The organism is Gordonia polyisoprenivorans NBRC 16320 = JCM 10675 (assembly GCF_000241325.1).
Taxonomy (GTDB): Bacteria; Actinomycetota; Actinomycetes; order Mycobacteriales; family Mycobacteriaceae; genus Gordonia; species Gordonia polyisoprenivorans.
Genome location: NZ_BAEI01000006.1, coordinates 37,661 through 58,347 on the forward strand (window position 1 = coordinate 37,661; position 20,687 = coordinate 58,347).

Here is a 20,687-nt window from a genome sequence, read left to right on the forward strand (position 1 = left end):
GTGGTTCCGACCGGTCAGCGTGTGACCGCGCGTCGGGCGGCTCGACGCTGTACCCAATAGCGGGCCGCGGCCCGCACCGAGTCCTCGACAGAGCCCGGATGCCAATCGTATTCGTCGCTCGCCCGCCGGTGATCCATGGGCGACATGCAATGCATCAATCGCACCGTGTCCACCGACAGTCGTTGTGGTGTCCCGGTGATCCGCGATCGGAGATCGCCGCCGGCTCCGAGCGCGTACATCGCCGGGCGGGGCAACGTCGGTCGCGGGGGCGCGACGCCCGCCTCGTCGGCGGCGATCCGGATGATCTCCCCGAGGTCGAGGTAGTCGGCGCTGACGATGTAGCGTTCGCCGATCCGGCCGCCGCGGGAGGCCCGGATCAGTGCCTCGGCGGCGTCGTCGACGCCGACCGTTTCCGCGCACATCCCGCGCAGCCCGAACGGCAACTTGCCCAAGGCGGCTCCGGCCACGAAGGCGCCGTGCGGGGTGGGTTTGACGTCGCCGGGGCCGTAGGTGTTGGAGACGCACATCGCGACCACCGGCACGCCACGCCCGGCGGCGTCGAGCGCCGTGCGCTCGCCCGCAACCCGCGACAGCACATAGGCATTCGCGGTCGAGGCCCAGTTGAACGCATCGCTCTCCGACGCCGGCCGACCCCGCACCCGACCGATGGTGCACATACTCGAGGTGTAGACGAACCGTTCCAGATCGTGGCGGGCGGCGACGTCGAGGACCCCGCGCAGGATCTCGACATTGGTGCGCCACAGCGGTTTCCGATCACGAATCCACGCGCGGGTGTCGACGACGGAGTAGATCACCCGAGCGGCACCCGACATCGCCCGCGACACCGCGTCGGCGTCGTCGAGTTCGCCGACGACGGTCTCGACGTCGAGGTCGTCGAGCATCGAGGTGTCCGAGCCCGGCCGCACCATCACCCGCACCGCTGCGCCAGGCTCGGCGCCGGTCCGGCTGCTGCTTGCCTGAGCCAGGAGGCGACCGACCACCCGCGCACCGAGGAAACCGGTGGCGCCGAACACCGTGGTGAGGGCCGGTGTCACCGGGGCATCTCCGGCGCGAGATCGGCGAGCGCGACGGCGGCGCGATGCGCCATGGCGGCGAACATGGCGTCACCGCGGGCGGTCGGGCGGGCGGCACCGGCTCCGAACACGACGATCAGCGGTGCCTGGATGAGATTGCCGAGATAGTCCGCCCAGCACGTCTCGGCGGTGTAGTCGCGCACCCCGAGTTCGACGAGACGTCGGTGGTAGGCGGCGACGATGTCACGTTCGTGCGCGCGGCGATCCGCCACGTCGAGGCTCGTGACGAGCAGGAAGGCGATGTCGCGCAACGCCGATCCGGTGGTGATGGTCTGCCAGTCGACGACGGTGACCGCGCCGTCCGGCCCGAACAGCACGTTGTCGATCCGTAGGTCACCGTGGATGAGTGCGGTGTGCGAGGTCGGTGCGACCAGCCAGGCGCCGGCATGACCGACCAGCCAGTCCAGCAACTCGTTCTCCGCCGCGCCCGGGTGGAATCGGTCGCGGAATTGTTCGGTCATCGGCGCGAGGACCGAGTCCATCAGCTCCCGGTCGTCGGACGTGGGCAGGGGAAAGCGTTGCAGCAGAGCGGGATCGTTCCAGCGTGGAGCGTGCAGGCCCGCAGCCGCGAGGGCCACCGCCTGTGCCTGCCCGGCGGTGCAGCCGGCGATCTGGTCGCCCTGATGCGCCGCACCCATGTCCTCGAGCAGCACCACGAACTCGCTGCAGCTCTCCGACAGGGCCGCGGCGTAGCAGGCGGGGACGGGAACGGCGAACTCCGTGGCCAGTTCTCGATAGAACGTGACCTCGTTGCGGAACGCACCCGAGGCGAACTCGCGTTGGCCCGGATCCCCGGTCGCCAGTTTGGCGATCATGGTCGACGGCAGCTCGGTCGGGCCGTCGAATGTCATTCGGAGGCGCAAGGAGTCGGCCATCTGGCCGGTGCCGACCGGCGTGGCCTCGACGGTACGGACCACCGCGTGGTGACCGGAGTCGGCCAGCAATTCGGTGAGAAGTGCCGGCGTGAGGTGCTCGACGGCGGTGGGGATGTCGGTGACGGTCATGAATGGTGTCCTCGGCCGGGATTGGTGGGCAACGGGTGTCGCGGACGGCGGTCCAGCGTGCGATACGCGCCGACGATGTCGTCGATCTCGGTGGGGGCCACGCCATGCAGGATCACCGAGTCGACGCCGAGGTCGAACTGGTCGGCAACCGCGGTTGCGCAGGCCCGTGGCGAGCCGACCGCACAGTCGGCCACCCACGAGTCCGGGATTGCGCCGGCAAGTTCGTCGAGTTGCGCCTCGGTGGCGCTCGCGTCGATCGGCCCGCGAGCGTCGGTGAATGCGGCGGTGGCCCGGATGCGATCCAGATCCACGGTGTCCCAATCGTTCGCGCCGATGAGCACCTCCGGGTAGCCCTGCAGATAGGTGGCGAGACGCCCGTGGAGGCGGCGTGACCGGTCGTCGGCGTCGAGGTCGTCGGGGACGGTGGCCAGTACCGACCAGATGCGCACCGAGTCCGGGTCGCGGCCGGATGCCTCGGCGGCGGTGCGCACGCGGGTGACCGCGGCGCGGGTGGCGTCGGCGGTGAGAAAGGTGTGCAGGACAACGCCGTCGGCGATCCGCCCGGCGAGGTCGAGCGTCTTCGGCGACATGGTCACCAACAGCACCGGCGGCGGCGGATCGAGCGTGATGCCCAGGGACAACAGGGGATACGAGCCGGACGGTCCGTCGTGTCCGACGATCATCTCACCCGACCACAGTCGGCGCAGCACGCCGACCGCGTCCTCGATACCGGCACCGGTGATCGTCGGCAGGCCGAGGATCTGCCACTGCGGTGTGATCCCTCGTCCCAGCCCGAGCGCGAACCGCCCCGACGACAACTCGTCGAGCGTGGCGGCCATGGTGGCGGTGACGATCGGGTGGCGGGTGGTGTGATTGGTCGCCGCGGTGGCCAAACCGAGGCGGGTGGTCGCCGCCGCGAGCGCCCCGCTCAACACCGCGGCGTCCTTGACGTTGAAGCGTTCGGAGACGAATGCGGTTCCCAGGCCCAGACGTTCGGCATGCGCCGCCTCGTCGACGAGTTCGGCCGGACGCACCGGATGCCGGGACAGCGCGTAGTAGCCGAGCTCGGTCAGCTGCGGACGGTCGGTGCCGGTGTCTGGGGTGTCGGTGTCTGGGGTGACAGGGCCTGGGGTGACCGGAACCGCACCGGTCATGCCGGTGCCGGGGTCGCGGTCGACACGTGGTAGGTGTGTGCGCGGGCCGGGCGCACCCAGAGCGTTCCGTCGCCGGGGACCACACCCTCGGACTTCAGTTGCCGTTTGACGATCTTGTTGGTGGCCGTCGTCGGCAGCGTCTTCGCGATCCGCACATATCGGGGCCAGGCCTTGGGGGAGAGATCGGGTTGGGCGGCGAGCGCGGCGGCGAAGTCGTCGGGATCGATGGACGTGTCGTCGTCGAGCACGATCGCCGCCATCACCGCGTCGCCGACCCGGTCGTCGGGGACCCCGTAGACGGCGACCTGACTGATCCCCGGAATACGTTGCAGGACACGCTCGATGGGTCCGGCGGTCATGTTCTCCCCGTCGACGCGCATCCAGTCGCCGGTGCGGCCGGCCAGATAGATCCAGTCGTTGTCATCCTTGTAAGCGAGGTCACCCGACCAGTACATGCCGTCGCGGAGCCGTTCGCCGGTGGTGGCCTCGTCGTTGTAGTACCCGGTGAACATGCCTGCGCCCGAGGTGTTCACGAGTTCACCGATGGCCTCGTCGGCGTTGATCAGCGCGCCGCCCGCGTCGAAGCGTGCGCGTGCGCATTCGGTGGTGGTGGCCGGATCGTACACGGCCACACCGGGAAAGCCCTTGCCGATGGAGCCGGGTGGGGTGCCGGGTTCACGGGTGACGATGATGGCGAGCTCACTCGACCCGTAACCGTCCCACACGCTGCAATCGAAACGCCGGGCGAAGTCGGCGATGTCCTGATCGGTGGCCTCATTGCCGAAGGCCGCGCGCAGCGGATTGTCGGCGTCGTCGGGTTGTTCGGGGGTGGCGAGGATGTAGGCGAGCGGTTTGCCCACGTAATTCATGAACGTCACGCCGTGGCGGCGGACGTCGTCGAGAAAGGTCGACGCGGAGAACCGGGCCGGGACGATCGCTGCGCCCGCGGTGGCGGCGACGCTGTACCCGCCGAGCAGCGCGGCCGAGTGGAACAGCGGCATCGACAGATAGCAGATGTCATCGGAGGTGATGCCGAACTTGTCGACCAGGGGAGGGCCGGCGAAGGGAATCAGCATGTGCGCCAGCCGAACCGGCTTGGGGTTTCCGCTCGTGCCGGAGGTGAAGATGAGCATGAACGGGTCCATCGCGCCCGGCGTCGAGTAGGCAACCAGCTCGCCGGCCGCGTCGACGCGGTGCGACCATTCCGCGGTGGAGGTGTCGATGACGGTGACTCCGGGCAAGTCGAGCCCGGTGAGGAGATCGCGATGTTCGGCGTCGGTCAGCAAGATCTGGCAGTCGGCGCGGGCGATGTCGCCGGCAAGTGCCTCGCCGCGGCGGGTGTTGTTGATGCCCGCGGTGACGTAGCCGCCGAGGGCCCCGGCGGCCAGCGCGGTCAACATGGTCGGGGTGTTTCCGAGCAGTGTGCCGACGTGCATCGGCCGCTGCGGGTCGGCGAGGGAGAGTACCGCCGAGGCCATTCGGCGGGCGTCGGCGATGTGGTCGCGCCACGTACGGCGCGTGTCGTCGTCGATGATGGCGACGTTGTCGTCGTCGGCGCGTTCGAGGAGCAGCTGGGTCACGGTCTCGGCCATGCCCCAAATCTAGAACGTGTTCCAGCCCGGTGTTTACAGATTTCCAGAATTGTCTACTGGGACGTCCGACGGGTTGGGCCTCAACCCGCCGACGGCGCCCTCGGGTGTGCCGAGAGCGCCGTCGGGTGAGGTGTCAGCGCTGGATCGTCGCGGTGCCGGGGGAGAGGGTGAAGGTGTCGCCACCCTTGCCGAGCACGGTCACCGTGAACTCCAGGGTTCCCGGACCGGTCTTCAGCTCCGGACTGAGTGCGGGCTTACCGGCCGAGCACGCCGGGAAGGTGGCATCGTCGCTGGTGTGAGCCGAGGTGTTCTTCCAGCTCACCGCGACTTTCGCATCGCTGAGCGAGGTTGCGCACGCGTCCTTGGGCATGGGCTCGAGCCAGACGACGGTCGAGTCCGCGCCGGTTGCCGCTGCTGCGAGCGGTGCGACGAATCCGCCCGTCGGCATCGCGCCCGAGCGGCTGACGCCGATGGTCGGCGTCTGCTGCGACGCGTCGAGGGTGCGGACGTCCTGCGGGGTGGTCTGCGGAGCCGCCGCAGCGGTGCCCGCAGCCAGTGGAGCGATCGCGCATGCTCCGAGGGTCAGGCACGCGCCGAGTGCGGCGCGTCGGTGAGTGAACTTCATCTGCAACATTGGTAACATCAGCCCCTTTCGTACCAAACGATATCAGTGCGATCAGCCGGCGACAACGGCGCGAACGCCCCGTCGTGCGCAGCGGATCAGCGGAAGTGGATGTCGGCGACGCCCTCGCACAGCAGCAATCCGTCGTGTGCGGTCATGCGCGCGGCAAGAGCCGCCACACGCCGGCCCGTCTTGACCGGGGTCACCTCGACGATGACGTCACCGCCGTGCACCGCGGGCGACCGGAAGAACCCGACCGACATGTCGGCGACCCGGTAATCGGCACCGGCCGGGGCCAGCGCCTGGCCGGCGAACGAGAAGGCCTGGCCGACGATGGTGGCGATGACGCCGCCGTGCATCGTGCCGAAGACATTGCCCATCCATGGCTCGGTGGTCGCCGTGAATCGAATGGCACCGTCGTCACCGACGAGATCGACGCCGCCGTTGAGCAGGGTGGTCAGCGGGCCGGCGTCGCGGACCCGCGCCGAGATCTGGGCAACCACGTCGCGCCCGTCAAGCGTGGGCGGTAGCGCCTCGGGAAGCAGAATACCTTGGGTATCAGCACAATTCGGGACGTCGAACACCGGAGTCTCGGTGGTGCCGTCGGTGGTGGCACGACCGACGCGCATGTTCCGCGCCGTCCCGATGCAGCACAATTGGCCGGCCTCGGTCCGGATCTGTACCGGGGTGACGCCGGTGTGGTCGTCGTGCATGGCGATCTGCGCGTCGCAGGTGAGCCGGTCGTCGACGTCGACGTGTCCCAGCGCCGACATGGTCAGCCGTGCCTGCATGCTCAGTGCGCCCGACCGCGTGCCCGCGAGGTGGAAGGGGATGCCACCGATGTGGTCGAAGAGGACGCCGAACGCCGGGAGGTCGATTCGGCCCCGGTGGTCGGCGAATTGTGCGCAGAGTTGTTGTTGCGCGCTCGCCTGGGTGCCGGACACCGTCAGGCCGCCGACATGGAACACCGACAGTGGGTCGCGAACCGTCGTGGAGCTGGGTGACATATCGGTCATTGCTCAGTCCTATCACCCGATCTCGGTGACGTCCGTGCGGCGTTCACCGGGTGTGACGCAGGTCGCGAACCGGCGGCGAGGCGACGAGGAAGGCGCTGTCGAAGATCTGGCGAGCGCTGTCGGCGAGGAGAAGGGCGCTGTCGCGGATCTGGCGAGCGCTGTCGGCGAGGAGAGGAGCGCCGTCGCGGAGAAAACAATCATGCGCGCTTGATTTTTTGATGGTCGCGTGTGACGCTGGTCGCATGTCGCTCGTGCAGGAGGTCGTCGCCGACCTCGCCGCCGCCTCGGCGGAACTCGATGACCTGGTCGCCGACCTCGACGCGGACGGGTGGGCGACCCCCACGCCCGCGCCCGGGTGGACCATCGCCCACCAGATCGCGCATCTGGGGTGGACCGATGAGGTGGCCGCGGTCGCCGCCACCGATCCGGAGGCTTTTGCCGAGATCACCCGCGAGGCGATGAAGGATCCGGCCGGTTTCGTCGACGCGGCCGCGGAGAAGGGTGCACAGATGTCTCCCGCCGACCTGCTCACGCAGTGGCGGACGGCGCGCGAGTCGCTGGGCCGTGCGCTGCTCGCGGTGCCCGAGGGGACGAAGATCCCGTGGTTCGGGCCGCCCATGTCGGCGACCTCGATGGCCACCGCACGGCTGATGGAGACGTGGGCCCACGGCCTCGACGTCGCCGACGCGCTCGGCGTGACGCTTCCGCCCACCGACCGCATCAAGGCGGTCGTGCACATCGGCGTACGCACCCGTGACTTCGCCTACGCCGTCAACGGAAGGACGCCGCCGGCCACGCCGTTCCGCTTCGAGATCACCGCGCCGTCGGGGGACCTGTGGACGTGGGGACCCGCCGACGCCACCGATGTGGTGCGCGGCCCGGCTGTCGATTTCTGTGAACTGGTCACCCAGCGTCGTGCCCCGGCCGACCTCGATCTGGAGATCGTCGGGGACAATGCCCGTGAATGGTCCACGATCGCACAGTGTTTCGCCGGACCGCCCGGCGCCGGGCGCGAGCCTTCGAACATTCCCGCACCCTCGACGGAAGGTCGATAGATGACTCCGAATCCGGTCCGTATCGGTAATGCGTCGGGGTTCTACGGCGACCGTTTCTCGGCGATGCGGGAGATGCTCGAGGGCGGTGAACTCGACTACCTCACCGGCGATTACCTCGCCGAGCTCACCATGCTCATCCTCGGCCGCGATCGCATCAAGGACCCGAAAACCGGCTACGCCAAGACATTTCTGCGTCAGATGGAGGAGTGCCTCGGCCTCGCCGTCGACAAGGGTGTGCGCATCGTGTCCAACGCGGGTGGCCTCAATCCGCACGGACTCGCCGTCGCCCTGCGAGAACTCGCCGAGAAGGTGGGCGTGAACGTCGGCGTGGCCTTCGTCGACGGCGACGACCTCCTCGACCGGGCCGCCGAACTGGGTCTGGGAAAACCGTTGACCGCCAACGCCTACCTCGGTGCCTTCGGGATCAAGACCGCACTCGACGCCGGCGCCGACATCGTCGTCACCGGCCGCGTCACCGACGCCTCGCTCACCGTCGGTCCGGCCGCGAGTGCCTTCGACTGGGGATATGGCGACCTCGATGCACTCGCCGGCGCGGTCGTGGCCGGACACGTCATCGAATGCGGCGCCCAGGCCACCGGCGGCAACTACGCGTTCTTCACCGAACTCGGCCTCACCGACTCCCCGAGCGCCGGGCATCTGGGCTTCCCGATCGCCGAGATCGGCGCCGACGGTTCTTCGGTGATCACCAAACATGCCGGTACCGGAGGTGCGGTGACCGTCGGAACGGTGACCGCACAACTGCTTTACGAGGTCGGCGGCCCGCGTTATCTCGGCCCGGACGTCACCACCCGACTCGACACCATCGCCCTCACCCAGCAGGGGGACGATCGGGTCGCGATCACCGGAGTGCGTGGTGAGGCGCCGCCGAACACCACCAAGGTCTCGCTCAATCACCTTGCGGGTGTGCGCAACGAGATCACCATGATCCTCACCGGCCTCGACATCGAGGCCAAGGCGGAGTTGTTCAAGAGTCAATTCCTCGCGGCCCTGCCCACCGAGCCCGAACAGATCACCTGGGAGCTCTCGCGACTCGACCGCGACGACGCCACCACCGAGGAGCAGGCCTCGGCGCTGCTGCGTTGTGTCGCCCGCGACCCCGACGCCGCCACGGTGGGCCGCGCGTTCTCCTCGGCCGCAGTCGAACTCGCGTTGGCCAGCTACCCCGGATTCAGCATGACCGCACCACCCGGACACGGCTCGCCCTACGGCGTGTTCGAACCCGGATATGTCGACGCAGCGGCCGTCGAACATCGGGTTGCGTTGCCCGACGGAGTGGTCGAGCGCATCGAGCCCAGTCCGCTGCGCACGACGGTCGAGGCCGACGAGCCGGTCAACCGTGCACCCGGCGGCGCCGCACCCGACCCCGAGCCCACCGGGATGATGCCACTGGGCACCCTGGCGGGCGCGCGCAGCGGCGATAAGGGTGGCAGCGCGAACATCGGTGTGTGGGTGCGTGATCCGGAACATTTCGAGTGGCTCGACGCCACACTCGACACCGATCTGCTGACGACCTTGCTCCCCGAGGTTGCCGACCTCACCGTGCACCGGTATCGGCTGCCCAACCTGCTGGCGGTCAACTTCGTCATCGAGGGCGTGCTCGGGCGCGGGGTCGCCGACAACGTGCGCTTCGATCCGCAGGCCAAGGGGATGGGGGAGTGGCTGCGCTCGCGGCCGGTGCCGATCCCACTGAGATTCCTCGAGAATGCCACCAGCCCAACGACAACCGGTCAGGACTGAACACATGCCGATCACCAGTGACCTCTGGGACAGCGACGAACGACGCGCGTTGCGGGAAACCGTGCGCGGCTTCGTGACCCGTCATGTCCTGCCCGCCCAGGACGAGTGGGAGAAGACCGGTGAGATCCCGCGCGAGATCCACCGGGAGGCAGCGAAACTCGGTCTGTTCGGGCTGGGCATACCCGAGGAGGTCGGTGGCAGTGGCGGCGATCTCGTCGACGCCTCGATCCTCGGCGAGGAACTGCATTACGCGGGTGCCGCAGGTGGTGTGTTCGCGTCGCTGTTCACCCACGGCATCGCCCTGCCGCACCTGATCGCCGCCGGAGACCCCGCCCAGATCGACCGATGGGTGCGCCCCACCCTGGCCGGTGAGATGATCGGCAGCCTCGCGATCACCGAACCCGGCGGCGGCAGCGACGTCGGGCATCTGACCACCCGCGCCGAGCGCGACGGCGATCACTATGTGGTCAACGGTGCCAAGACCTACATCACCTCCGCGGTGCGCGCCGACTTCGTGGTCACCGCCGTCCGCACCGGCGGCCCCGGCGCCTCCGGCGTGTCGCTGCTGGTGATCGACAAGGGCACACCGGGATTCACCGTCACCCGCAAACTCGACAAGATGGGCTGGCGCTGCTCGGACACCGCCGAACTGTCCTTCGTCGACGTACGGGTGCCGGTGGAGAACCTGGTCGGGCCGGAGAACTCGGGATTCGCCCAGATCGCCGCGGCCTTCGTCACCGAACGGTCGTCGCTGGCGGTTCAGGCCTACGCCAGTGCGCAACGTTGCCTGGATCTCACCCTGGACTGGGCGCGGCAGCGCGAGACCTTCGGCAAACCGATCATCGCGCGACAGTCGGTGCAGGACACGCTGACCGAGATGGCCCGGCGGATCGACGTGGCCCGCACCTACACCCGGGCCGTCGTCGAACGCAAGATCGCCTCCGGCGACGACCTCATCGCCGAGGTGTGCTTCGCCAAGAACACCGCGGTGGAGACCGGTCAGTGGGTGGCCGACAAGGCGGTTCAGCTCTTCGGCGGACTCGGTTACATGACCGGCACCGAGGTGGAGCGGCAGTACCGCGACATGCGGATCATCGGGATCGGCGGTGGCACCACCGAGATCCTGACCGGCCTCGCGGCCAAACGACTGGGTTATCAGCAGTGAGGGGAAGCATCCGATGACGGCGATCCGTTCCACGCTCGACACGGCGGGCGAGGCATATCAGGCCAATCGGGAGGGTCTGCTCGGCAAACTCGACGACCTGCAGGCCGAACTCGACAAGGCGCTCGCCGGCGGCGGTGAGAAATACGTCGCACGACACCGCAAGCGCGGCAAGATGATCGCCCGCGAACGCATCGAGATGCTCGTCGACGAGGATTCGGCATTCCTCGAACTGTGCCCGCTCGCGGCGTACGGTTCGGACTTCACCGTCGGTGCCTCGGTGGTGACCGGCATCGGGGTCGTCGAGGGTGTCGAATGCATGATCGTGGCCAACGATCCCACCGTCAAGGGCGGTACCTCCAATCCGTGGACACTGCGGAAGATACTGCGCACCAACGATATCGCCCTGGCCAATCGGCTGCCGGTGATCTCCCTGGTGGAGTCCGGCGGTGCCGATCTGCCGACCCAGAAAGAGGTCTTCATCCCGGGCGGGCGGATGTTCCGCGACCTGACCAGGCTCTCGGCGGCCGGAATCCCCACGGTGGCCATCGTCTTCGGCAACTCCACCGCCGGTGGTGCCTACGTGCCGGGGATGAGTGACCACGTGGTGATGATCGAGAACGCGTCGAAGGTGTTCCTCGGCGGCCCGCCGCTGGTGAAGATGGCCACCGGTGAGGACAGCGACGACGAATCCCTCGGCGGCGCACAATTGCACGCACGACAGTCGGGCCTGGCCGACTACTACGCCGCCGACGAGCAGGACGCGCTGCGCATCGGACGACGCATCGTCGCCCGCCTGAACTGGCGCAAATCCGGTCCCTCGCCGGTTGCCGAGATCCGCGAACCACGCTACGACGCCGACGAATTGCTGGGCATCGTGCCGGGCGACCTGAAGATCCCGTTCGATCCGCGCGAGGTGATCGCACGCATCGTCGACGACAGCGACTTCGACGAGTTCAAACCCGAATACGGCAACTCGCTGTGCACCGGGTGGGCGCGCATCCACGGCTACCCGGTCGGCATCCTGGCCAATGCGCAAGGCGTGTTGTTCAGCCAGGAATCGCAGAAGGCGGCCCAGTTCATCCAGCTCGCCAACCGCTCCGACACGCCGCTTCTGTTCCTGCACAACACCACCGGCTACATGGTCGGCAAGGAGTACGAACGCGGCGGCATCATCAAGCACGGTTCGATGATGATCAACGCGGTGTCGAACTCCAAGGTCCCGCACCTGTCGGTACTGATGGGTGCCAGTTACGGTGCCGGGCACTACGGGATGTGCGGACGGGCCTACGATCCGCGGTTCCTGTTCGCCTGGCCCAGTGCGAAATCCGCCGTCATGGGCGCAGCGCAACTGGCGGGGGTCATCTCCATCGTGTCCCGCGCGGCCACGGAGGCGCGCGGCGGTGTGGTCGACGAGGCCGCCGATGCGGCGATGCGGCAGATGATCGAGGCGCAGATCGAGGCGGAGTCGGTGCCGGCGTTCCTGTCCGGAATGCTCTACGACGACGGGGTGATCGACCCGCGTGACACCCGCACGATCCTCGGGCTGAGCCTCTCGGCGATCCACAGTGCACCCGTCGAGGGGACGTCGAACTTCGGCGTCTTCCGGATGTGAGGACTTTCATGACCGTACAGCACGACATGACCGGCACCATCTCGCGCGTGCTCGTCGCCAACCGCGGCGAGATCGCCTGCCGCGTCTTCACCACCTGCCGGGCGATGGGTATCGGTACCGTCGCGGTGTACTCCGACCCCGACGCCGGCTCACCGCACGTCCGTGCCGCCGACGTCGCGGTTCGGTTGCCCGGATCGACCTCGGCCCACACGTATCTGCAGGGCGGGCAGATCATTGCCGCCGCCCGCGCCGCGGGCGCCGACGCGATCCACCCGGGATACGGATTCCTGTCGGAGAACGCCGACTTCGCTCAGGCCGTGCTCGACGCGGGCCTGATCTGGATCGGACCGCCGCCCGCGGCGATCTCGGCGATGGGCTCCAAGGTCAACGCCAAGAAACTGATGGCCGACGCCGGTGTGCCCGTCCTCGGCGACATCGATCCGGCCGCGGTCGCCGAGTCCGACCTGCCGCTGCTGATCAAGGCGTCCGCGGGTGGCGGTGGCCGTGGCATGCGGATCGTCCGCGATCTCGCCGAACTCACCGAGCAGGTGGAGGGCGCCCGACGCGAAGCCCAATCGGCGTTCGGTGATCCGACGGTGTTCTGCGAACCGTATGTCGAACGCGGACACCACATCGAGGTGCAGGTGCTCGCCGACACCCACGGTGCGGTGTGGGCGGTCGGAGAGCGGGAATGCTCGATCCAGCGCCGCCATCAGAAAGTGGTCGAGGAGGCGCCGGCCCCGCTCGTCGAGCGGGTGGGCGAGGCGATGCGTGAGAAGCTCTATGCCGCAGCCCGAACCGCGGTCGAGGCGATCGGTTACACCGGCGCCGGAACCGTCGAGTTCCTCGCCGACGAGTCCGGTCGCTTCTACTTCCTGGAGACCAACACCCGCCTGCAGGTGGAACATCCGGTGACCGAACTGACCACGGGCACCGATCTCGTCGAGTGGCAGCTGCGGATCGCGATGGGCGATCACCTCGACGTCCAGGCGCCACGCGCCACCGGTGCGGCGATCGAGGTGCGTCTCTACGCCGAGGACCCCGCCGCCGGGTGGCAGCCGCAGTCCGGGCGGGTACACGCTTTCGATATCCGTGCCGCAAGCACTTTCGGGCCGTTGCTGCGGCCCGGTGTGCGTGTCGACTCGTCGATCGCCGGCGGCTCGGAGATCTCCACCTTCTACGATCCGATGCTGGCGAAGGTCATCGCGTGGGCGCCCACCCGGGGGCGGGCGGCGGCGATGCTGGCCGGAGCACTGGCCGACGCCACGATCCACGGTCCGATCACCAACCGCGACCTGCTGGTCAACATCCTGCGCGATGCCACCTTCCTGTCCGGGCTCACCGACACCGCCTATCTGGACACCGTCGGTCTCGACACGCTGGCAGCACCGTCGGCCGGCGCCGACGAGGTGGCCATGGCGGGGATCGCGGCCGCACTGGCCGATGCCTCAGCCAACCGCGCTGGCGCCCGGGTGCAGGCGAGTCTGCCCAGTGGGTGGCGCAACATGGCCTCGGGGTATCAGACCAAGACCTACCTGCGCGCCGACGACACCGAGGTCCGGGTCCGATACCGCCACGGCCGCAACGGTATCGAGCTGCCGGATACACCGGAGCTGTCGGTGCTCACGGCCACACCCGAAGCCGTTGTGCTCGCCGACCGCACCGGACTACGACGCGAACTGCGCGTGGCCCGGTACCGCGACGGGGCCGATCGGACCGGAGCGGATCAGGACGAGGTCTTCGTCGACGGACCCGGATGGTCGGTGCATCTGCGCCGCGCGCCGCGCTTCATCGATCCCACGGCGGTGCAACGTCCGGGCTCACTGTTGGCGCCGATGCCGGGTGCGGTGATCAGAGTGGCTGTCGCCGAAGGGGATCGGGTCACCGCCGGACAACCGCTGATCTGGTTGGAGGCGATGAAGATGGAGCACACCATCTCCGCACCCGCCGACGGCGTCGTCACCACGCTGGCCGTCGAACCCGGCCGCCAGCTCGCGGTCGGCGACGTCCTCGCCGTCATCGGCGAGGAGACGGGCCCCGATGACACCGGCCCAGAAGACACCAGCACCGACACCTCCGTCACACCGATCGAATCCACCGAGGGGAACACGCCATGAGTTTCATCGAAAGCCCCGAGCGGGCCGAACTACGCGCAGCGGTCGCCGGTCTGGCCGGCAAGTACGGCCAGGAATACTTCCGGGAATGCGCCCGCGAGGGCCGCAAGACCGACGAGTTGTGGCGTGAGGCGGGCGAACTCGGATTCATCGGGGTGAACCTGCCCGAGGAGTACGGCGGTGGCGGTGCCGGGATGTACGAGCTGTCGATCGTGATGGAGGAGATCGCCGCCGCGGGTACCGGCCTGCTGATGCTGGTCGTGTCACCGGCCATCTGCGGCAACGTCATCGCCCGGTTCGGCACCGACGAGCAGAAGCAGCGGTGGCTGCCGGGTCTGGCGGACGGTTCGATCACCATGGCGTTCGGAATCACCGAACCCGACGCCGGATCCAACTCGCACCACATCACCACCACCGCGCGTCGCGATGGCTCCGACTGGATCCTCAACGGACGCAAGATCTACATCTCCGGCGTCGACCAGGCGCAGGCGGTCCTCATCGTCGGGCGCACCACCGACGCCAAGACCGGCAACCTCAAGCCGTCGCTGTTCATCGTGCCGACCGACACACCCAACTTCGAGTACAAGCAGATCGACATGGAACTGCAGAACCCGGAGAAGCAGTTCCTGCTCTACCTCGACGACGTCCGGTTGCCGTCGGACGCACTCGTCGGCTCCGAGGACGCCGCCCTGAGCCAGTTGTTCGCCGGACTGAACCCGGAACGGATCATGGGCGCGGCATCGGCCATCGGGATGGGACGTTTCGCGCTCGGCAAGGCGGTCGAGTACGTCACCGACCGCACCGTGTGGAAGACCCCCATCGGCGCGCATCAGGCAATCGCACATCCGTTGGCGCAGGGCAAGATCGAGCTGGAGATGGCCAAGCTGATGATGCAGAAGGCCGCCACGCTCTACGACGCGGGCGACGACTGGGGTGCGGCCGAACCGGCGAACATGGCCAAATACGCCGCGGCCGAGGCGTGTGTGAAAATCGTCGATCATGCCGTGCACTCGCTCGGCGGGAACGGCTTGACCACCGAATACGGCCTGGCGCCGATGCTCTCGCTGGCCCGGATCGCCCGGATCGCCCCGGTCAGTCGTGAGATGATCCTGAACTTCGTGTCCCAGACCAGCCTGGGCCTGCCCAAGTCGTACTGACCCGACACACCCGAACCGAACCGACCGACACCGCCGACGAAAGCCCCGACGTGACCGATCAGCAAACCGAAGTCGTGCACCTCGTGATCGAGGACGGCATCGCCACTCTCACCCTGGACTCGCCGGCGAATCGTAACGCCCTGGGCACCGCGCTCGTCGGCGAGCTTCTCGACGGGCTCGCACACGCCGGAGGTGATCCCGATGTGCGTGCGGTGGTGCTCACCCATACCGGCAACACGTTCTGTGCCGGAGCCGATCTCGGTGAGGCGCTGGCGCGCGGTGCGAGTGTGGAGGAGGCATCGGCGGCCGGTACCGAGGCGATGCTCGGGGTGCTCCGCACGATCCTGGAACTGCGCAAGCCGGTCATCGCCCGCATCGACGGGCACGTGCGGGCCGGCGGGCTCGGGCTGATCGGCGCCTGCGACATGGTGTTCGCCGGTCCCGCGTGCAGTTTCGCGCTCACCGAAGCCCGGCTGGGGCTGGCGCCGTCGGTGATCTCGGTGGTGCTGCTGCCGAAGATGACCGCACGTTCCTCGGGCCGCTACTACCTCACCGGGGAGACGTTCGACGCCACCGTCGCCGAACGCATCGGGCTGATCACGCAGGCGCACAACGGTGCCGACGACCTCGACGCCACACTCGGGGAGGTACTGAGGGGCATCCGCAGGGCCTCGCCGCAGGGGCTGGCCGCGTCGAAGGAACTCACCACGGCGCCGATCCTGGCGGTCTTCGACCGCGACGCGCAGCGGCGGGCAGCCGAGTCGGCGGCGTTGTTCGGCAGCGACGAGGCGCGGGAGGGCATGACGGCGTTTCTGTCGAAACGGCGTCCCCCATGGGATCTCACCGACGGCCGGGCGCCGTGACCGCGGGGGCACGGGCGGCCGGTCCGCGCGAACCGCAGCAGGAGCGCTCGAGGCTGACCCGGGAACGGTTGCTCGACGCGACCATCGACGCGTTGGCCCGTGACGGGTGGTCGGCGGCCACGGTGGCGGCCGTCGCCGAGCGCGCCGGGGTGTCCCGAGGCGCGGCGCAACACCACTTCCCGACGCGGGAGGCGTTGATCACCGCCGCACTCGAGCAGATCTTCGAGGACATGACCGAATCGGCGTCTGCGGCCAAAGCCGAACTGCCGGAGGGTAACGCGAGGGTATCCGCCGCGATCGACCGGGCCGTCGAGCTGTACACCGGCACAGTGTTCAAGGCGGCCCTGCAGGTGTGGGCCGCTGCCGCGTCCGATCCGGCACTGCGTCGACTGATCCTGCCGATGGAGGACAAGTTCGCCCACGCGGCGCACCGCATGACCACCTCGATGCTCGATCCCGACGGCACCGATCCGCGGGTGCACCGGATCGCGCAGGTCACCCTCGACCTCGCCCGCGGCCTCGGTCTGGCCGACACCCTCTCCGACGACTCCGCACGACGTGCGCAGGTCGTCGCCGCATGGACCGAGATGGTCTCGGCGGCCCTGCAGACCCCGAACTGAACTGCGCACCCCGAACTGAACTGCGCACCCCGAACTGAATTGCGCCGAGCGGGCGCCCGATTCCGTCGACCGGGTGCTGGAAATCGTCGACCGGGCTCAACCCCGCTCGACGTCGAGCAGGTACTCGCGCACCCGCTCGCGGTGGCGGCGAACCCAGCCGACCGCGAAGCGATGCGCCAGCGTCCACATCAGCGCGGTGATGATCACGGCCATCGTGACACAGACGAGGAAGTCGATGGTGGACAGGTCGCGGTCCCATCCGAGGCGCCGGGACAGACGCCAGATCGTCACCGGCAGCGCGACGATCAACCCGAAGGCGACCGGATAGAGCGTGTAGGGCAGGACCAACAGGACGAGCCACCGCAGGATGACCTGCTTGAACTGTCGGCGGTGTTCCCACCGCCAGCGCAGGGACCGCAGATGGTAGGGGAACATGATGCCCACCAGGCTCGTCATCGCCAGGGCCCCAAGGGGAACGACGGCGACGGCGAGGACCACCTCGGTGGTGAACTGCCAACTGCGATTCCACACGAGCGAGATGATGATCGCGAGCGTCGCGCACGCCGGTCCGACCAGAAGCCACAGCCCCAAGGCCTTGGAGCGCAACAGTTCGGCGAACGCACGCGGGTCGTCGAGACTCGACAACACCCGCTCGCGGTCGGGGGCGAGCACGTTGGTGGCGCACACGTCGGCGTACATCCAGCCGGCGAGTGCGTACGGAAGGCCCTCGGGGCCGGTGAAGGTGAAGAACCAGGTTCGCGGGAGCGCGAACCACAGGACCAACACCATCGCCGAGTTGAAGGCGAGCATCAGCAGCGTGTCGGTCGGATTGGTCCGGATTCTGCCGAGTTCGGTGCGCACCGCGGCGAGCGTTCCCGGACTGATCACGCGATCAGCGTACCCAGGGCTCGGCGATCACCGACATGGAACGACCCGGACGCACCAGCGGGGGCGTGGTGCGTCCGGGTCGGGTCGGTGGACGCCGAATCACTCAGCTGTCGTGGATGATCACTCCGCGAATGTTCTTGCCGTCGCGAAGATCCTGGTAGCCCTCGTTGACCTGATCGAGTGTGTAGGTGGTGGTGATCAGTTCGTCGAGCTTGAGCTGCCCGGCGTCGTAGAGGCGCAGCAGTTTGACGATGTCGTACTGCGGGTTGGCCGAGCCGAACAGCGACCCCTTGATGGTCTTCTGATTCAGCGTGAGGTCGGTGCCGGAGACGTGCACGGTGAGCTTGGTGGGGTCGGCCAGTCCGGTGATGACCACCGTGCCGCCCTTGCCGATGACCGCGGTCGCACTCGAGACGACCTGTTCGTCGACGGTGCCGACGAGGATCAGAGCCTGATCGGCGCCTTGGCCCCAGGTCAGCTCATTGACCTTGGCCGCGGCCTCCTCGGCGTCGGCGAAGGCATGCGTCGCCCCGAACTTGATGGCCGTATCCCGCTTCAGCGCAACCGGATCGACGACGACGACATACTTGGCGCCGGCCGAGACCGCACCCTGCACGGCGTTGATGCCCAGGCCGCCGATGCCGTAGATGACGACGGTGTCGCCGGCGCGCACCCCGCCCGCGTAGACCGAGGTGCCCCAGCCCGATGGGACGCCGCAGCCGACGAGGACCGCCTTCTCCAACGGCAGCCAGTCGTCGACCTTGACCACCGAGTGCTGGCTGATGGTGGCCCGCTCGGAGAAGGTGCCAAGCATGCACATCGCACCGAAATCGTCCTTGCCGGAATGGAATCGGAACGATCCGTCGGGCATGGAGCCCTCCAGGATGGTGGCGCCCATGTCGCAGAGGTTCTGCCGGCCGGTCGAACAGTAGCGGCAGGTGCCGCAGTTGGGGATGAAGCTGCAGACCACGTGGTCGCCGACCTTGACCTTGGTGACGCCGGGCCCGACCGCCTCGATGATGCCCGAACCCTCGTGACCGCCCACGATGGGATAGCGCGGCGGCAGGTCACCGTCGGTGAGGTGCAGGTCGGAATGGCACAGTCCCGCAGCGGTGTACTTGATGAGTACCTCACCCTCGCGGGGCTCCTCGAGGTCGAGTTCGACGAGTTCGAACGGTTTGCCCGGGCCGGTGAGGACGGCGGCCTTGGTGGTGATGGTCATCGACTACTCCTATGTGAGTGATGAGAATTGATCATGGAGAAAAGTGTTGGGAGAGAGCGGAACTGTCACAGCGTGGAACTCTCACAGGGCGACGTTGACGGCCTTGGTCTGGGTGTACAGATCGATCGCCGAGCCGCCGAGCTCGCGGCCCCATCCGGACTGCTTGTAACCGCCGAAGGGCATCGCGGTGTCGAAGCCGTTGTACTGGTTCACCCACACCGAGCCGGCCTTGATCGCCCGGGCGGTCTTGTGGGCCTTGGACAGGTCCTGGGTCCAGATTCCGGCGGCCAGGCCGTAGATGGAATCGTTTGCCGCCGCGGCGACACCGGTGTCGGCGTCGAAGGGCAGGGCGGCGACGACGGGACCGAAGATCTCCTCGCGCACGATCGAGAAGTCCGGTTCGACGTCGACGAAGACGGTCGGCTCGATGAAGAACCCCTCATTGCCCCAACGCTTTCCGCCGGTCAATGCGCGAGCTCCGTCGGCGAGGCCGGCCGCGAGATACCCCGAGACGCGATCGAACTGCTCCTGGCTGACCAGCGGTCCGAGCTCGGTGGTGGGGTCCAGACCCGGCCCGATCTTGGCCTGCGATGCGGCCTCGGCGACGGCGGCGGTGAAGTCGTCGAAGATGGGGCGCTCGACGAACAGGCGGGTACCGGCGACGCAGCACTGGCCGTGATTGAACATCCACGCGGCCACCGACCCGGCGACGGCCTTCTCGAAGTCGGCGTCGGCGAACACGATGTTGGGGCTCTTGCCGCCGAGTTCCAACGAGACCTTCTTCAGGTTGCCCTTGGCGGCGTCGACGATCTTCTTGCCGACCTCGGTCGAACCGGTGAAGGCGATCTTGTCGACGTCGTCGTGTGCCGAGAGTGCAGCGCCCGCATCGCCGAAACCGGTGACGATGTTGACCACACCGGGCGGGAAGCCCGCCTCCTGGAAGACCTCACCGAGCAGCAGGGCGGTGAGCGGGGTCTGCTCGGCCGGCTTGAGGATCACGGTGTTGCCGGCGGCGAGTGCGGGTGCCAGTTTGAACGCCGCCATGAGCAGCGGGAAATTCCACGGCACGATGAGTCCGCAGACACCGACCGGCTCGCGCAGGGTGTACGCGTGGAACTCGCCGCCCGGGACGAACGGCATCGACACGTTCACGGTCGAGCCGGTGATCTTGGTGGCCAGACCCGCGTTGTAGCGGAAGATGTCGGCCGACCAGTTGGTGTCGACGGCGGTCGCGATGGTCGCGGCCTTGCCGTTGTCGAGGGCCTCGAGCTGGCCGAACTCCTCGGCGCGTTCGGTGAGGATGTCACCGACCCGCCACAGCAGACGTTCCCGCTCGTTGGGCTTCATCCGGACCCACGCGCCCTCGTCGAACGCGGCACGGGCCGCGCGCACCGCACGGTCGATGTCGGCGGCACCGCCGTGGGCGACGCTGGTGATGGGGCGGGCGGTGGCGGGATCGATGGTCTCGAACGTCCGCCCGGACTCCGCCGACACCCACTCACCCCCGATCAGCATCTTCTTCTCCGACGAGATGAAATCCCGTACCCGGGGGAGGAGTTCGGTTGCGACGGCGGTCATGTGGGCTCCTGCTCGACTCAGTGATGAAGGAATTGGGGGATGAAGGAATGGGGGATGAAGGAATGGCGGATGAGGGACACGGGGCGAACATGGCGGTGTCGTCAATGACGGATCAGTTGTGACGGGGGTCATATTCGGTCCTGCTTCTATTTCTGCCACCGCATGGGTCGGTC

General features: G+C 68.1%; 18 protein-coding genes. 9 read left to right on the forward strand and 9 right to left on the reverse strand.

The genetic code is table 11. From position 1 onward, the window contains the following. Nucleotides 1-14: 14 nt before the first annotated feature. The 6 genes from GOPIP_RS01910 to GOPIP_RS01935 form a co-directional block, all read right to left on the reverse strand. A complete protein-coding gene (locus GOPIP_RS01910; RefSeq protein WP_006367817.1) occupies nt 15-1,055 on the reverse strand; it encodes an NAD-dependent epimerase/dehydratase family protein in 1,041 nt (346 codons plus the stop codon). Further along, nucleotides 1,052-2,098: a phosphotransferase gene (locus GOPIP_RS01915; protein ID WP_006367818.1), complete on the reverse strand. Its 1,047-nt coding sequence runs from the start codon at nt 2,096-2,098 to the stop codon at nt 1,052-1,054. The genes GOPIP_RS01910 and GOPIP_RS01915 overlap by 4 nt, the downstream gene beginning before the upstream one ends. Further along, a complete protein-coding gene (locus GOPIP_RS01920) occupies nt 2,095-3,252 on the reverse strand; it encodes a TIGR03857 family LLM class F420-dependent oxidoreductase (RefSeq protein WP_006367820.1) in 1,158 nt (385 codons plus the stop codon). Before GOPIP_RS01920 ends, GOPIP_RS01915 begins: the two co-directional genes overlap by 4 nt. Beyond that, a complete protein-coding gene (fadD1, locus tag GOPIP_RS01925; RefSeq protein ID WP_006367822.1) occupies nt 3,249-4,844 on the reverse strand; it encodes a fatty-acid--CoA ligase FadD1 in 1,596 nt (531 codons plus the stop codon). The genes GOPIP_RS01920 and fadD1 overlap by 4 nt, the downstream gene beginning before the upstream one ends. A 133-nt stretch (nt 4,845-4,977) precedes the next feature. Then, complete coding sequence (locus tag GOPIP_RS01930; RefSeq protein WP_231386612.1) at nt 4,978-5,469, reverse strand: hypothetical protein; 492 nt, start codon at nt 5,467-5,469, stop codon at nt 4,978-4,980. 95 nt (nt 5,470-5,564) lie between these two features. Beyond that, nucleotides 5,565-6,482, reverse strand: a complete 918-nt coding sequence (locus tag GOPIP_RS01935) for a PaaI family thioesterase (RefSeq protein ID WP_006367825.1) — start codon at nt 6,480-6,482, stop codon at nt 5,565-5,567. Between the two features lie 52 nt (nt 6,483-6,534). On the opposite strand from GOPIP_RS01935, the gene GOPIP_RS28970 reads away from it, so the two are divergent. Genes GOPIP_RS28970 through GOPIP_RS01975 form a run of 9 tightly spaced genes read left to right on the forward strand, consistent with a single transcriptional unit; the run spans nt 6,535 to nt 16,826 of the window. Beyond that, nucleotides 6,535-6,693: a hypothetical protein gene (locus GOPIP_RS28970; RefSeq protein ID WP_168436267.1), complete on the forward strand. Its 159-nt coding sequence runs from the start codon at nt 6,535-6,537 to the stop codon at nt 6,691-6,693. A 31-nt stretch (nt 6,694-6,724) separates the two neighbouring features. Then, nucleotides 6,725-7,537, forward strand: coding sequence for a TIGR03084 family metal-binding protein (locus GOPIP_RS01940; protein ID WP_006367827.1), 813 nt, complete (start codon nt 6,725-6,727; stop codon nt 7,535-7,537). Continuing rightward, on the forward strand, nt 7,538-9,295 hold the full coding sequence (locus tag GOPIP_RS01945) for an acyclic terpene utilization AtuA family protein (protein WP_006367828.1): 1,758 nt from the start codon (nt 7,538-7,540) through the stop codon (nt 9,293-9,295). It abuts the gene before it with no gap. A gap of 4 nt (nt 9,296-9,299) precedes the next feature. Continuing rightward, nucleotides 9,300-10,460: an acyl-CoA dehydrogenase family protein gene (locus GOPIP_RS01950; protein WP_006367829.1), complete on the forward strand. Its 1,161-nt coding sequence runs from the start codon at nt 9,300-9,302 to the stop codon at nt 10,458-10,460. A gap of 13 nt (nt 10,461-10,473) precedes the next feature. Continuing rightward, entirely contained in the window at nt 10,474-12,072 is a 1,599-nt protein-coding gene (locus GOPIP_RS01955) for an acyl-CoA carboxylase subunit beta (protein WP_006367830.1), read from the forward strand. A gap of 8 nt (nt 12,073-12,080) precedes the next feature. Then, complete coding sequence (locus tag GOPIP_RS01960) at nt 12,081-14,189, forward strand: acetyl/propionyl/methylcrotonyl-CoA carboxylase subunit alpha (protein ID WP_006367831.1); 2,109 nt, start codon at nt 12,081-12,083, stop codon at nt 14,187-14,189. Further along, complete coding sequence (locus tag GOPIP_RS01965) at nt 14,186-15,343, forward strand: acyl-CoA dehydrogenase family protein (RefSeq protein ID WP_006367832.1); 1,158 nt, start codon at nt 14,186-14,188, stop codon at nt 15,341-15,343. The genes GOPIP_RS01960 and GOPIP_RS01965 overlap by 4 nt, the downstream gene beginning before the upstream one ends. Before the next feature lie 50 nt (nt 15,344-15,393). After that, nucleotides 15,394-16,206, forward strand: a complete 813-nt coding sequence (locus GOPIP_RS01970; protein ID WP_006367833.1) for an enoyl-CoA hydratase family protein — start codon at nt 15,394-15,396, stop codon at nt 16,204-16,206. After that, nucleotides 16,176-16,826: a TetR/AcrR family transcriptional regulator gene (locus tag GOPIP_RS01975; protein ID WP_210739185.1), complete on the forward strand. Its 651-nt coding sequence runs from the start codon at nt 16,176-16,178 to the stop codon at nt 16,824-16,826. The genes GOPIP_RS01970 and GOPIP_RS01975 overlap by 31 nt, the downstream gene beginning before the upstream one ends. 96 nt (nt 16,827-16,922) lie before the next feature. Here the strand turns inward: GOPIP_RS01975 and GOPIP_RS01980 are convergent, their stop codons facing one another. The 3 genes from GOPIP_RS01980 to GOPIP_RS01990 all read right to left on the reverse strand — a co-directional run bounded on the left by GOPIP_RS01980 (nt 16,923) and on the right by GOPIP_RS01990 (nt 20,514). After that, nucleotides 16,923-17,714, reverse strand: a complete 792-nt coding sequence (locus tag GOPIP_RS01980) for a hypothetical protein (RefSeq protein WP_006367835.1) — start codon at nt 17,712-17,714, stop codon at nt 16,923-16,925. Nucleotides 17,715-17,817: 103 nt separating this feature from the next. Beyond that, nucleotides 17,818-18,936 carry an NDMA-dependent alcohol dehydrogenase gene (locus GOPIP_RS01985; RefSeq protein ID WP_006367836.1) on the reverse strand — a complete coding sequence of 373 codons (1,119 nt, stop codon included), beginning with the start codon at nt 18,934-18,936 and terminating at the stop codon, nt 17,818-17,820. Nucleotides 18,937-19,017: 81 nt separating this feature from the next. Beyond that, entirely contained in the window at nt 19,018-20,514 is a 1,497-nt protein-coding gene (locus GOPIP_RS01990; protein WP_006367837.1) for an aldehyde dehydrogenase family protein, read from the reverse strand. Nucleotides 20,515-20,687: the final 173 nt, after the last annotated feature.

Bases quoted from the DNA above. Each gene is read 5' to 3' on its own strand.
- GOPIP_RS01915 (WP_006367818.1), bottom strand. From the start codon at position 2,098: ATGACCGTCACCGACATCCCCACCGCCGTCGAGCACCTCACGCCGGCA.
- GOPIP_RS01920 (WP_006367820.1), bottom strand. From the start codon at position 3,252: ATGACCGGTGCGGTTCCGGTCACCCCAGGCCCTGTCACCCCAGACACC.
- fadD1 (WP_006367822.1), bottom strand. From the start codon at position 4,844: ATGGCCGAGACCGTGACCCAGCTGCTCCTCGAACGCGCCGACGACGAC.
- GOPIP_RS01930 (WP_231386612.1), bottom strand. From the start codon at position 5,469: ATGAAGTTCACTCACCGACGCGCCGCACTCGGCGCGTGCCTGACCCTC.
- GOPIP_RS01935 (WP_006367825.1), bottom strand. From the start codon at position 6,482: ATGACCGATATGTCACCCAGCTCCACGACGGTTCGCGACCCACTGTCG.
- GOPIP_RS01940 (WP_006367827.1), top strand. From the start codon at position 6,725: ATGTCGCTCGTGCAGGAGGTCGTCGCCGACCTCGCCGCCGCCTCGGCG.
- GOPIP_RS01945 (WP_006367828.1), top strand. From the start codon at position 7,538: ATGACTCCGAATCCGGTCCGTATCGGTAATGCGTCGGGGTTCTACGGC.
- GOPIP_RS01950 (WP_006367829.1), top strand. From the start codon at position 9,300: ATGCCGATCACCAGTGACCTCTGGGACAGCGACGAACGACGCGCGTTG.
- GOPIP_RS01955 (WP_006367830.1), top strand. From the start codon at position 10,474: ATGACGGCGATCCGTTCCACGCTCGACACGGCGGGCGAGGCATATCAG.
- GOPIP_RS01960 (WP_006367831.1), top strand. From the start codon at position 12,081: ATGACCGTACAGCACGACATGACCGGCACCATCTCGCGCGTGCTCGTC.
- GOPIP_RS01965 (WP_006367832.1), top strand. From the start codon at position 14,186: ATGAGTTTCATCGAAAGCCCCGAGCGGGCCGAACTACGCGCAGCGGTC.
- GOPIP_RS01975 (WP_210739185.1), top strand. From the start codon at position 16,176: ATGGGATCTCACCGACGGCCGGGCGCCGTGACCGCGGGGGCACGGGCG.
- GOPIP_RS01985 (WP_006367836.1), bottom strand. From the start codon at position 18,936: ATGACCATCACCACCAAGGCCGCCGTCCTCACCGGCCCGGGCAAACCG.
- GOPIP_RS01990 (WP_006367837.1), bottom strand. From the start codon at position 20,514: ATGACCGCCGTCGCAACCGAACTCCTCCCCCGGGTACGGGATTTCATC.